This is a genomic window from Acinetobacter sp. SwsAc6 (assembly GCF_013391565.1).
In the GTDB taxonomy this organism is placed as follows: domain Bacteria; phylum Pseudomonadota; class Gammaproteobacteria; order Pseudomonadales; family Moraxellaceae; genus Acinetobacter; species Acinetobacter cumulans.
In genome coordinates this window covers 18684-32030 of sequence record NZ_JACAXE010000004.1, presented here as the reverse complement: position 1 = coordinate 32030, position 13347 = coordinate 18684, and the positions used below count along the sequence as shown (strand labels likewise).

Below are 13347 nucleotides of genomic sequence, written 5' to 3'. Positions count from 1 at the left end.
ATGAGCCACTCACAAGCTGAAATATTAATCATTCAAAATATTCAACTTTTAGAACAATCAAGAGAGCTTTTAGAAAATACGGTAGAAAAGAAGTTTTTTGACACAATAGATCAAATCATTAAAAATCATACTCAGTCCTCTGATGAGGACTTTATCGGAGTATACGATTTCTATGAGGATGAAACTTGGTTTTTACCAAACGTATGGTCATTAGAATCTTTTGATATTGAAAACTCAAAAACACATAAAAATGTATATGCCTACTACGAATTGATTCATGAGGGTAATAATGATACAAATTATTGGAGATTAAGTAATTATTTTTCGAATGAATACGACAAGGCAGTTTTCAATTTTACATTCTGGAAAAATAGCTTTTCAAATTACTCTAAAGCTGCCTTCAAGCTTTTTTGCTCTGAGCAAAATAACAAATTTATCGAACTGAAGAAGCTTGGGTTTCAATTTAATCTAGATGGCCAAAATTGGTATTTGCCAATCCCCTTTCTCAATCAAGAAGATGTTATTCAAAATTATCAAAATGATACTCTGGAGGATGCACTAGCTCCAATTAAAAGCACTTTAGATATTCTCATACAAGCTCATCCAATATTTAATGAAATCGTTCAATCTGCAAAAATACAATTTAGCCAACATACTGAAATCCTCTAAGTAATAAAAAACCGCCTTTTCAGGCGGTTTCTTTACATCTCAATGCAAATTACTTCACATCAAAACGGTCTGCATTCATCACTTTCGTCCAAGCGGCAACAAAGTCTTTTACAAACTTCGCTTTGTTGTCGTCTTGCGCATACACTTCTGCATACGAACGTAAAATCGAGTTAGAACCAAATACTAGGTCTACACGTGTTGCTGTGTATTTCGTTTCACCTGTTGCACGGCTGACAATGTTGTACGAGTTCTTACCTGTCGGCTTCCAGTTGTAAGCCATATCCGTCAAGGTCACGAAGAAGTCATTGCTTAATGTACCCACATTGTCTGTGAACACACCTGCTTTAGAGTCACCGAAGTTCGCGCCAAGTACACGCAAACCGCCGACAAGCACAGTCATTTCAGGAGCCGTTAAGCCCAGCAATTGCGCACGGTCTAGCAGCAACTCTTCAGGCTGAACCACGTAGTCCGCTTTCACAAAGTTACGGAAGCCGTCCGCTTTTGGCTCAAAGTCTTCAAATGAGTAAGCATCGGTTTGCTCTTGAGATGCATCACCGCGGCCTGATAGGAATGGAACAGCCACTTCTACACCCGCAGCTTTTGCCGCTTGCTCAACTGCCGCTGTACCGCCCAATACGATCAAGTCTGCAATGCTGACCTGAACGCCTGAAGCTGCTTTGATTTCTTCAAGTTTAGCTAATACTTTCGCTAGACGCGCTGGTTCGTTGCCTTCCCAGTCTTTTTGCGGCGCAAGACGAATACGCGCGCCATTTGCACCGCCACGGAAGTCAGAACCACGGTAAGTACGTGCGCTGTCCCATGCAGTTGCAATGAGTTCAGCAGCAGATAAACCGCTGTTTAACAGTTTAGCTTTCAAATCCGCAACGTCTGCATCAGACAATGCTGTACCTGCAGGAATTGGATCTTGCCAGATTAAATCCTCAGCAGGTACATCAGCACCTAAGTAACGAGATTTAGGGCCCATGTCACGGTGTGTCAATTTGAACCAAGCACGTGCAAAGGCATCATCAAGCTCTGCAGGGTTGTTGTAGAAACGCTCTGCAATCGCACGGTAAGCAGGATCAAATTTCAGCGCCATATCGGCATCTGTCATCATTGGGTTACGGCGTACATTCGGGTTGTGCGCATCAACAGGTTTATCTTCTTCTTTGATGTTGATCGGTTCCCATTGTTTCGCGCCTGCTGGGCTGAGTGTTTTTTCCCACTCATAAGTGAACAGTAAATAAAGGAATTCGTTATCCCATTTGTCAGGATGCGTTGTCCAAGCACCTTCTAAACCGCTGACCATGGTATTTGCACCATTGCCTGTGCCTTCAGAGTTGTGCCAGCCTAGACCTTGGAATTCAACGTCCGCGCCTTCAACATCTGCACCTAAATTTTCAGCTTTACCATTACCATGTGCTTTACCAACTGTATGACCACCTACGGTTAAAGCTACAGTTTCTTCGTCATCCATACCCATACGGTCGAAAGTGACACGCATATCTTGCGCGGTACGCAGCGGATCTTGAACACCGTCTACACCTTCAGGGTTCACGTAGATCAATCCCATTTGCACTGCAGCCAATGGGTTTTCTAGTGATTCACGGTTGTCATCATCGCCATAACGGTTTTCAGTTGGCGCTAACCATTGTTTTTCTTCGCCCCAGTAAATGTCTTTTTCTGGGTGCCAAATGTCTTCACGTCCGCCACCAAAACCAAAAGTTTTTAAGCCCGCAACGTCGTATGCAACCGTACCAGCCAAAACGATTAAATCACCCCAAGAGATTTTGTTACCGTATTTACGCTTGATTGGCCAAAGTAAGCGGCGGCCTTTGTCTGTATTGACGTTATCTGGCCAGCTGTTGAGTGGCGCAAAACGTTGGTTGCCTGTGTTCGCACCGCCACGGCCATCTTGCTTGCGGTAAGAACCCGCTAAGTGCCAAGCTGTACGTACGAACATACCAATATAGCTACCGTAATCTGAAGGCCACCATTCTTGACTGCTGTTAATTAAATCGCGGAGGTCTGCTTTTACCGCTTCAAGATCAAGTGATTTGAAAGCTTCTGCATAGTTAAAGTCAGGATCTAAAGGATTGGTTTTCTTATCGTGCTGCGAAAGAATGTCTAGGTTTAAGGCATTCGGCCACCAAAATGCATTATTTGTCGTATCTTGCGTGGTCTGTGCACCTGATTGGTGAAATGGGCACTTGCCTTGCGTATTCTGTGTCATTGTAAAGCTCCAAATAATTATGAAGTAATGTTTCGAACCGTATAAATCTTTAATTCCAGTTTTAACTTAACCTTTTTAGGTGACAATATGAAGTGAGTTTTACGAATAAAAACAATCGTTTTATTCAATTTAAGACATTAAAAATAAATGAATTTTTGTTTTTCATAGATTTAGATTTCTGCATGTATTTAAAATTCAACACTGATGGTTATTTTGCAATATTATTTATATAAGCCATATTAGAAATTTTTAAAAAAAATCAAAAAATTGATTCCCCAAAATCATCATATTTCTAGTTTTCTTTAAAATAAAACTATTGATATTCAAGTATAAAATGATAAAAAGGTGCTCTGCGATGCAATACAATATTGAAAAGATTATCCAGCAACATAACATTATTTTATTCGATGCAATTTGCGTACTTTGTAATGGCTGGGCCAAGTTTTTAATTCAAAATGATACGCAGCAAAAATTTAAATTGGCTTCTGTCCAATCGCCTCTTGGGGAAGCGATTTTAAAATATTATGCAATGTCGACAGTGGATTACACCACGATGGTGGTTATTTTCAATGGACAACGCTATCTCGAATCTACAGCTTTGCTCAAAGTCATGCAGCACCTAGGCATGCCCTATTCGCTACTCAGTGCAGGCTATGTGGTTCCTCAATTCATCCGTGATTTTTTATATCGGCGTGTCGCACTGAATCGCTATCAATTGTTTGGTACAACCGACTATTGCATGTTGCCATCCACAGACAACCAACAGCATTTTTTAGAATATGCCATCCATGACTAAACTACATCGACACATTCTGCTAGGCATTCATGCCACGCTAGCGACTTTATGGATCTATCAGGGCTTGGTGCCTAAAATTTTAGTACAAGCTCCAGATGAATTACGTATTTGGGCACTGCAAGGCGTCACTGCAGATCATGCGGTCATACTCATGCAAATGTCAGGTTGTGCTGAAATTATATTTGGGCTGTTGTTTTTTATCTTGAGAAAAAGTTTGTGCTTACATGCACTCAATTTACTGGCGATGCTACTTTTAAGCGGATTAATTGTATGGCTCGATCCAAGTTACTTTTTGCAGGCTTTTAATCCATTGGTGATGAACCTCGCAATGGCAACACTTTCGATGATTGCCATTGCGCTCATTCAAGATGCGAAAAATACAGACTTAAACCGTTAAGCGTTTTCCTTCACGGATGCAAATAAACGGATTCATCAACTTAGACGATTTCTGACGTGCTTTTTGTAAGTCCTCTTCTGGCTGCTCACGGCTCTCATCTGTGAGCTGGAAAGTACGGTAATGAATCGCCAAAGAACATTTGGCATGTAAGTCTTTATGCGCTTGAAATGCTTCATCAGGATTCATGTGCAAATAACGCATCAGCAAACGTGGCTCGTATGCACCAATTGGCAACAATGCTATCCGTGGCGCGCCATATTTGGCAAAGATGTCTTTAAAATGTGGTGAATAGCCTGTGTCACCGGCAAAAAAGCAATGATCCTGTCCATTCAGCACAGAGAAACCGCCCCATAATGCGCGGTTTTGATCACGCAAGCCTCGACCCGAACCATGCTGAGCTGGGGTATATACAAATTTTAAATCACCCAATAATGCCGACTGCCACCAATCCATTTCATAGACTTGGAAATGCTCTGGCAAATAATAACCATTGCCCAAACCTGTATAAATTGGCATGGCAAAGCGTTCATGTAACCAATTTAAACTGGCAATGTCCATGTGATCATAATGATTATGACTCAGTAAAACAGCATGAATTTCTGGCAGTTCTTCTAAAGCAATCCCAGCAGGACAAACCCGACGTGGTCCACTGCCCTGTTTCGGACCTGCATATTCAGCCCACACAGGGTCTGTCAACAAGTTATAAGGGCCAATTTGAATGAGCACGGTTGCATGCCCTACAAACCACACCTGCCAATCATCTAAGCGTGCATTTGGCCTATTTTGAGGTAAAGAGCGTGACGCTTGCTCAAAGGTCGCATATTCACGCTTACGATCGACCTTCCATGTTGAGCTACGTCGCTTTAACATCCATTTAATAAAATTTGAGCGCTTATGTGCTTCAGGCGGACGCAAAGCATTTAAAAAATGCGTGCCATTAAAATGATTTGATGCAAGAAAATCAAATACAGGTTGCTGCCAAGTATGCGACAAACAACGCGCTGCAGGTAACTGGAAATTTTTATGTTCTAAATCTTGCTTCATGAATATTTCGAGTTCTTCAATGTTAAATATGCCAACTCTGACGAGTTCAACCTCTACAGTGACACCGAAAGTAGCGAATTTCAACCACCTACAGGACCTTTGTCTACGTTGAATCGATCAACTGCCATTGTACGCTAATAAAGAGTGCCATAATTTTATGTAAATTCTGTTGAATTTATGCGTCTAGACTTTGCAACATGATCAACTTTTAAGTTCTTTCAACAAGGACAAAGATCAAACACACATCGTAGGTGTTCCACATGGAACATTTTTCACCCAAACATCAAAAGAGACATAAAAAAAGGAAGTCTCAGACTCCCTTTCCTTCACCACCGTATATTATTTGGCAAAATACTGCTCGCGCCACTCTTTCCAAAAATACAGCACAATACCAAACATCACCACAGCAATCCCCAGTACAGCATTAGCACTAATGTGTTCGCTATTTAATGTTGCGCCTAATACCAGTGCAATAATTGGCGTCATCACATTACTTAAAGACACGGTTGAAGCCGCTAGGCGTTTGATCAGCCAGAAGTAGCACAGCATTGCCACAATAGATGACAAAATCATGGTAAACAAGAAACCAATGATGGCATTACTACTTGGTATTTCGGTTGGAAAATGCTGCCAAATAAATGGAATCAGCAGTAATGAACCCAGTGCAGATACCATAAGTGAACCTGTCGCCTGTGACATCGGCTTCAAAGGTGCATTAATTTGTTTCACCCAAAAAATCGAACTGATGTATGACACCATACTGATCAGCATCAATACCACGCCCCACGGATTGACCTTGCTGTTGGCAGAATCTAAAAAGACAAAACTCAAGCCACCGACGGCAACCGCCATGCCCAGCCACTGCAACCACACCAGTTTATGCGTTTTTAAAATCACATGCCCAATCAGGCCTGCAATGAGCGGTGAGAAACCAAAAATCAGCGCCATCAAGCCAGAGGTCAAATAATTGGCAGCCAAATAAATAAACAGCTGCGCGCCAATCAAATTTAGACTGCCTGCTACGTAACTCTGTAGCGATACTTTGTCAAAAGGCAGCGGATTACGCATGACCGCTAAAATAACCAAAGCAATGACACATGCGCCAAAGTAGCGGATGATCAGCACCCACATTGGATGCACTTCTGCCACACTCCATACAATTGCAAGCGGCGTCGCTGCCCAAATCAACACCAGCAAAGCATAAATACTTGCCGTGACCATCATGGGAGAGGAATTAGAGTTCATAAATGGTTCTATCGCAATATAAATTCAGAAGCATTGCAGCACAGAAAATCCACCCAAAATCTATTCCGCGTGGTGGCATGGATGCCACCGATAAGCTGAGATATAGGGATATACCTTCAGCTTATCGAAAGATTTTTGTCACTTTTGATCTCTCAAAAGTGAGGCTTCACCTGCGCGTGAGCAGTTACCCATGACACAAAATTTGAGGTTTTGATATTCTCATCATCATTGAAAAGTAAGACATACCTACGCAATGCCATTAAAAATTAAAATGCAAATTGCGGTCATGCCTCAATCATCAAAAAATATAGCCATAAAAAAGCAGACCTAGGTTGCCCAAGGTCTGCCCTTTTGTAAACTCATTAATAACGCAAAGGTTATTTCACGAGTTTACGAAGATCTTGGCTTAGATCTAAATATTTATCAGCTTCAAAAGCTGCATTCTTGCTGATCAACTTTTTAAGATGACGCATTTCTTTAGCCGCATTTACAGTAATACCGCCAACGATCACACCGTCAGTCACACCGAACAATACGAAAGAAGATTCCGCGCGTTGTTCCGCATTGATTTCACCGCGAACAAGCCATTCAGTCGCAGCCATATCACCAACAAATTGATAGTTGATGTCTAACTGGTCTGTCCAGAACCATGCAGGGTTTGGCGTAGGATGCTCAACACCCATCACATGACGTGCGAAGATGCCTGCTTGAAGGTTGGCATTTTCCCAAGTTTCCACACGGCGGTGGTTACCGCAGTCACGAAGCTGAGTTGCAACGTCACCTGCTGCATAAATGTCAGCATTTGAAGTTTGGCAGTTTTCGTTGACTTTAATTGCAAGGTCAACGTCTAAACCAGCTTCAGTCGCAAGCTGTGCATTTGGCACGATACCAATACCGTAAACCACTGCATCGGCACGAAGCTCTTCACCACTGCCTAAAGTCACAACGATTTCTTCGCCATCCAATTTGCAATCTGCAATTGAAGTTTCAAGGCGTACATCAACACCAGCAAGGCGCTGCTGTGCCAATAAGAATTCGCTCAATACACGTGGAGATGAACGACCCATCACCATTGGACCCATTTCAATCACTGTAACGATACAGTCTTTGAAACGTGCAGATGAAGCAAGCTCTAAACCAATTACACCGCCACCGATCAAAATAATACGACGGCCAGCTTGTAATACTGGAACTAGCGCTTGTGAATCTTCAAGATTACGCAGTGTATAAACGTGTTTACCCAACGCATCAAAGTTTGGTAAACGACGCGCAGCACCGCCAGTCGCTAGAAGCAACTTGTCATAAGCAGCAAGGTCACCGTTTTGAAGTTCAACAGTCTTCGCGTCTGCATTGATTTTCACAACGCCATTGCCGCGAATTGTCTCTACACCAAGATCAGTCAGTTTTTCTTCTGACAAAATTTCGATTTTGGTTTCTTCAGGTTTTAGAATCACGTCTTTTGATAATGGCGGACGCTCATAAGGAAGATGCGTTTCATCACCAATTAAAATGATTTTGCCTTCGTATTTGTTCCCACGAAGTTCTAAAATCGCGCTCGCACCTGCTTGACCAGCACCTACGATTACAACGGTTTCAATATTGCTCATATCTCTTAACCCTTTAACTCTGCAGATACGATGCCGAAGCCCGCAATCCACTCGCTAATATCTTCATAACAGTGAGTCGTCATTTCGTACTCACCGATTTCGTGAAGGGCTGCAAATGCTGCCATCCAAGAACGAACTTCTTGACCACCACGGCCACCGTCACGACGGATTTCATCTTCTTTCATTGCTTCCATTGCAGCGAAATCAGCATTCTTGAATTTCTCAAGCAATGCGATATCCCACTCAGGACTCAATGGCACAGCAACAGAAGTATCACCCGCAGCCAATTTTTGACCTACAGCAATAATCTTCGCTTGACGTGCATTACGTGCCTCTTCCGTTGGGTTACGGCCTGCAATCAGGAACTCTTCCACTTCTGGCGGTACAGAACCCATTTGCGGTGTAGGCGGATCGTGTGAAAGACCGCCAGTACCCAATACAAGAACACGCTCGTTTTCAAGGTTTAAAGACTTGATAAACTGACCTACAGCACGGCCCAAAGCGATGGTACGCTTTGTGGTTGGCATTGGTGCTGCAGCGCCATTAATAAATACTGGAATCGTTGGGTAACGATCAAGTTTGCCTTCACATAAGAAATGTAATGGCTGAGTCACACCATGATCCGCTTGCATACGGTATGAGTACGCAACGTCAACACCTTCATCAAGTACACGGCGAACCATAGCCAAAGCTTTGTCTTCAGGTACATCAATGTGGTCATTGTCTTTACCATAATCCCAGTCGCCTGCTGCTTTGGCACGAATACCCACGCAGAAACTTGGCATAAGGTCATAGAAGAAACCATTAAAATGGTCTGGACCAAACGTGATGATTAGGGTTGGGTCGTAAGCTTTTACTTCAGCAGAAAGTGTTTCAAATGCAGAACGGACTTTTTGTTCTTGCGCTTGATCTTGCGGTGAAGCAAATTCCATCAAAGGACTGTGCGATGCACAAATAAGTTTAACGGCCATGAGAGACTCCAAAAAGGAAGGCAGCTAATGGTTAGCTGCCGATAAGTCCATTTAAGACTAGATTTTTATTCGTCAAAGAATCCCGCACGTGGCTGACGTAAGCCGCGAATACCAAGACCGCATTCTGCATTAATCAGAACACCAGTCAGCGGACGGTTATTTTGACGAGATGCCAAGAGCACATAAGAACCTGTCATTTCTGCCGGTTCAGGTAAGAAATTCAGTGGCATACCACGTGCGATTTTCTCAGGATCACGTGCATCTAATAAGCCAAGGTTTTCTTGACCCAAAGATGCAGCACCTTTGATATTCACATTCATACCTGATGGTGCAACAGCGTTCACTCGTACTTTAGGCGCAAGTTCATAGGCTAATTCTTTCATAATACCCACACCAGCATGCTTAGATGCAGTATATACAGGGCCTCCGCCAGCGGAGTACAGTGCCGAATTAGACAAAGTAAATATGATAGAACCTTCAGAAGCGATCAATGCATCAAGCGCAGCCTTTGCACCTAAGATGAGCGATTTGGTGTTAATACCCATAATCTCATCAAAGGCTTTTTCTAGCTGCTCGCCAGAAGTATTGACGATATCTGCATAGTGATCCCAGATACCGGCATTACCTACGAAACAGTCGAGTTTACCGAAACGCTCTACAGTTGCTTGAACTGCACGAACGTTATCCGAATAGCTGGCTACATCACCTTCAATTGCAAGAACCTTACCACCAAAGTGCTCATTCAATGCATCCACTTTTGCCTTTGAACGTTGAAGAACGGCCACTTGTGCACCTTCTTCTAAGAAACGTTCAACCAAAGCCCAGCCTAAACCAGAACCACCACCAGTAATAAGTGCAACTTCGCCTTGTAGCCAACCCATGATTACTCTCCTGCCATCTCTACGTATAAAGCACCATCTTCAACAATCACAGGGAATGTCTTGATAGGATCTGTTGCTGGTAAGCATAATGCTTGACCAGTTTTCAAACAGAATCGAGCCGAATGAAGTGGACATTCAACAGTGCCATCATCTTCAAGGTAACCTTCAGACATTGAAGCATTACCATGTGAACAACGGTCATTCATCGCGAAAAATTCGCCATTGTTGTTGAATACTGCAAGCGCATCGATACCGTTAACGCCGCAATCTACTTTCAATGCTTCGCCTTCGTCTAATTCGTCAACTTGGCAAACAAAAATCTTATTCATTAGAAGAACACGCTCAGGTTATGTGAGTTGTAAGTCACCTGATCAAGGGTAATCTTACGGTTGAAGATTTCGAACCCTTGCTCAGTGTCGACTTTGCGGATCTTGTCGTGACGCTTACCACAGTAGATTGTTACATCTTTCTCTTTCTGGGTACGGTACAACAAGTACGTTACGTAAACGTCGTATTCGCCTTCAACTTCTGTCGCTTCAACAATCACATTTGAAACCATGTGTGTTGTACGTGAAGGAGGTTCTTCAGCCCAAGCCATACCTGTTTCTAAACGAGCTACACGGCGTTCCAACAAATCTTTAGTATCATTAAATACCCAAGTTGTTGGCGGCTCAATCGAACGACGACGGTCACGTGTTTGCGCGTTTGGTGTTGTGCGTAGCGTATAAGAAATATCTTCCGCTAATACAGCTAACCAATCACGGAACTTCCAATCGTCAAGCAATTTTGCTTCACGATAAAGAAACTGACTAATTTGATGATGAAGTTCTAAACTCACTTGACTCATTTCATAAGCTCCTTCTCATATTCGTCAGCCGCAGCTTCAACGTCTTCCCATTTTTCATGAATCAATAGATCTGCCCAACGACGGTACATACCACGTGCTGCAGTTTCTGAGAAAATGTAGTTGGTAATACCTGGAATGCCGTCTTCACGTACTTTCTCGTTGCCTTTACCCATTTCCATAATGAGTTTGTTTTGACGCGCTTTATAACCACGTAAAACTTTTTGAATCTCAATCCAGTTCTCAGAGTCATCTTGCTCTAGGAAACCAGCTGGACCAAATGCACGTGTTGCAGAACGTTCAAATGCTTCTTTCACTTCTTGTGATGCTTCAGCGTCTGCAATACAGAATGCCCAAACTTCAGTTTTGTTTGGACCACGTGGGTGCCATACGCGAAGTGTTGCAGTACCGTTTAACCAAGACAATGTTGGGAACATGGTGTTATGACCTGCAAGACGTAATGCACGTACTTCACCTAAACGCTCTTTAACTTCTTCATAAGTTTCACGGAAGTAGTTTGCAACTTCACCGTCTACCCATACGTTAGCATCTGGCTTTTCTGTAAAGAAGAAACCTGAACCATGACCGCGTGAACCGTATTGGATCGCGTCTTTCGCAGTTTCCCAAACTGGACGTGCAGTTTGCGCAGCGCCTAATTTCTTAGAAGCTTCGTCGTCTGGTTTCGCGCCAAGTACTTGAATTGCAGATGCGTGAGAGAACAATGCGTGGTATTGGTCAGATGCAAACTGTTCAGCTGCAAATTTCCAGTTACACTCGATTTCCCACTTGTGTACACCACCAATAATTTCTGTACCACCTGGACGACGGTCTAAAACGCCATCTAAGTACCAAGCGATATCGCCCATGTATTCTTCTAGGTCAGGTGTTGTTTCATCCCAACATGCGAATACTAAGCCTTTGTATGATTTAACACGGGTAACTTCAACCAGACCCCATTGCTCTTTACAAGCGCCATGCGGGAAAGCACGGTCTTCAAGTGGGATGTCTTTAAGTGAACCGTCAATACCGTATGACCAGCCGTGGTATGGGCAAGTGAACGCACGTGTGTTACCACAGTCTGCGAAGCTTACGCGCATAGAACGGTGACGGCATTGGTTTAAGAATGCTTTGATTGAACCGTCTTTTTGACGTGCAACAATAATTGGATCTTCACCCATGTAGGTATTGAAGAAATCCCCAGCCTTAGGAATTTGGCTCTCATGGCAAAGGAACAACCATGTACGACCGAAAACACGCTCTAATTCTAATTCGTAGATATCAGGATCTGTATAGATAGATGGCGTAATACGTCCATTTTGTGCATCGACCAAAGCATCGATTTCGCGCACATCAATTTTTCCACTCATGAAAAGCTCTCCTGTGGCCACTTAGGTCACAAAACAAATAGACTCAACTTTCCGACGATGATGGATTTTCACTGAGTTTTGCGGAAATATTTTTTTTGTTTTAATTAAGAGCTTTCACCAATTATTAGAATAGATATTTTTGATATACGCTTTCAATAAAACCCGCCAAGGCCATTTATTTTCTAAATGGCAAAATCAACTTCACGACATAGTTGTTTATAGATTATACTGACTTGAACTCATAGTAAGACATTTTTTGGATTACTCCTAGGCTAGATATATGGAATTACGACACCTTCGCTATTTTATAACCGTTGCTGAAGAATTAAACTTCAGTAAGGCAGCACTCAAACTTTATACAGCTCAGCCATCGCTAAGCCAACAGATTAAAGACCTTGAAGAAGACGTCGGTGTACAACTCCTACACCGCACGAAGCGTAAAGTAGAGCTGACTGAAGAAGGCGCCGTGTTCTTAGAACAAGCTCGCTTAACTTTGGCACAAGCAGACAAAGCCATTGCAATGGCACGTCAGGTTTCACAAGCCAAACAACAAATGCTCCGTATTGGCTTTGTCCCTGTGGCAGAGATGAAAATCTTTCCGTATGTACTGCCCAACCTACGTGTACAAAACCCTGACCTCAAAATTGAATTACTCAGCCTAAACAACGTTGAGCAAATGAAATTATTGAAAAAAGGTGAACTAGACATCACTTTTACCCGTCATAATTTCAATAGCGACGAAATTGAAAGTCAGTTCGTATTGCGTGAGCCTCTTATTTTCATTTTGCCTAAAGATCATCCTTTGGTAAAATATGATCGAATTCCAGTTAAAGCACTGAATGGCATAGATTTTATTATTCCTGCCGCAGAGCAATCACTGACCCTACATACAGCCATTTTAGACTTTGCCAAAGCCAATAATATTGAATTTAATATTGTGCAAAAAGCCGATAATATTTTGTTTAATATCAACTCAATTGGCATGGGATTGGGCTGTACAATCTTACCTGGCTACATTGCACCACTGACCATGAACAATACGGTTATTCGTCCTTTGGACATCGAACTGCCGTATCTTGATTTGTATGTCAGCTGGCGTAAAAATAGCGAATCTATTGCGGTAAACAAATTTATGGAACTGCTCACACGCGTGTTTTATTTAGATATTGCCCGCGAACAAAATTAATTTTTAATATCTTTTTACTAAAAAATATAGCACCATTATTTCTTAAATGAATAGTGGTGCTTTTTTTTGACTGGTTTTGCCCACTTTTTATCCAAACTAGACTTAAG

At 42.5% G+C, this 13347-nt stretch carries 13 protein-coding genes; 4 read left to right on the top strand and 9 right to left on the bottom strand.

Annotated elements, in window-relative coordinates; translation table 11 throughout:
- Positions 1-669 carry a hypothetical protein gene (locus HYG93_RS03845; RefSeq protein WP_120365189.1) on the top strand — a complete coding sequence of 223 codons (669 nt, stop codon included), beginning with the start codon at positions 1-3 and terminating at the stop codon, positions 667-669.
- Between the two features lie 49 nt (positions 670-718).
- On the opposite strand, the gene katG is transcribed toward HYG93_RS03845, so the two are convergent.
- Entirely contained in the window at positions 719-2902 is a 2184-nt protein-coding gene (gene katG / locus HYG93_RS03840) for a catalase/peroxidase HPI (protein WP_120365190.1), read from the bottom strand.
- 355 nt (positions 2903-3257) lie between these two features.
- Here katG and HYG93_RS03835 point away from each other — a divergent pair, with 355 nt between their 5' ends.
- Entirely contained in the window at positions 3258-3698 is a 441-nt protein-coding gene (locus HYG93_RS03835) for a thiol-disulfide oxidoreductase DCC family protein (protein ID WP_106985363.1), read from the top strand.
- Positions 3691-4095: a DoxX-like family protein gene (locus HYG93_RS03830; RefSeq protein ID WP_106985362.1), complete on the top strand. Its 405-nt coding sequence runs from the start codon at positions 3691-3693 to the stop codon at positions 4093-4095. Before HYG93_RS03835 ends, HYG93_RS03830 begins: the two co-directional genes overlap by 8 nt.
- Here the strand turns inward: HYG93_RS03830 and HYG93_RS03825 are convergent.
- The 8 genes from HYG93_RS03825 to hcaE all read right to left on the bottom strand — a co-directional run bounded on the left by HYG93_RS03825 (position 4084) and on the right by hcaE (position 12054).
- Entirely contained in the window at positions 4084-5139 is a 1056-nt protein-coding gene (locus HYG93_RS03825; RefSeq protein WP_106985361.1) for an MBL fold metallo-hydrolase, read from the bottom strand. The genes HYG93_RS03830 and HYG93_RS03825 overlap by 12 nt on opposite strands.
- Before the next feature lie 339 nt (positions 5140-5478).
- On the bottom strand, positions 5479-6384 hold the full coding sequence (locus tag HYG93_RS03820) for a DMT family transporter (protein WP_106985360.1): 906 nt from the start codon (positions 6382-6384) through the stop codon (positions 5479-5481).
- 377 nt (positions 6385-6761) lie between these two features.
- Positions 6762-7991: a 3-phenylpropionate/cinnamic acid dioxygenase ferredoxin--NAD(+) reductase subunit gene (hcaD, locus tag HYG93_RS03815; protein ID WP_106985358.1), complete on the bottom strand. Its 1230-nt coding sequence runs from the start codon at positions 7989-7991 to the stop codon at positions 6762-6764.
- Between the two features lie 5 nt (positions 7992-7996).
- Entirely contained in the window at positions 7997-8962 is a 966-nt protein-coding gene (locus HYG93_RS03810; protein WP_106985357.1) for a 3-carboxyethylcatechol 2,3-dioxygenase, read from the bottom strand.
- Between the two features lie 65 nt (positions 8963-9027).
- On the bottom strand, positions 9028-9843 hold the full coding sequence (gene hcaB / locus HYG93_RS03805) for a 3-phenylpropionate-dihydrodiol/cinnamic acid-dihydrodiol dehydrogenase (protein ID WP_106985356.1): 816 nt from the start codon (positions 9841-9843) through the stop codon (positions 9028-9030).
- A gap of 2 nt (positions 9844-9845) precedes the next feature.
- Positions 9846-10172: a 3-phenylpropionate/cinnamic acid dioxygenase ferredoxin subunit gene (gene hcaC, locus HYG93_RS03800; protein WP_067763933.1), complete on the bottom strand. Its 327-nt coding sequence runs from the start codon at positions 10170-10172 to the stop codon at positions 9846-9848.
- Positions 10172-10690: a 3-phenylpropionate/cinnamic acid dioxygenase subunit beta gene (gene hcaF, locus HYG93_RS03795; RefSeq protein WP_106985355.1), complete on the bottom strand. Its 519-nt coding sequence runs from the start codon at positions 10688-10690 to the stop codon at positions 10172-10174. Before hcaF ends, hcaC begins: the two co-directional genes overlap by 1 nt.
- Complete coding sequence (hcaE, locus tag HYG93_RS03790; protein WP_106985354.1) at positions 10687-12054, bottom strand: 3-phenylpropionate/cinnamic acid dioxygenase subunit alpha; 1368 nt, start codon at positions 12052-12054, stop codon at positions 10687-10689. Before hcaE ends, hcaF begins: the two co-directional genes overlap by 4 nt.
- A gap of 280 nt (positions 12055-12334) precedes the next feature.
- Between hcaE and hcaR the strand changes: the two genes are divergently transcribed.
- On the top strand, positions 12335-13240 hold the full coding sequence (gene hcaR / locus HYG93_RS03785; protein ID WP_117006844.1) for a DNA-binding transcriptional regulator HcaR: 906 nt from the start codon (positions 12335-12337) through the stop codon (positions 13238-13240).
- The last annotated feature ends 107 nt before the right edge of the window (positions 13241-13347 follow it).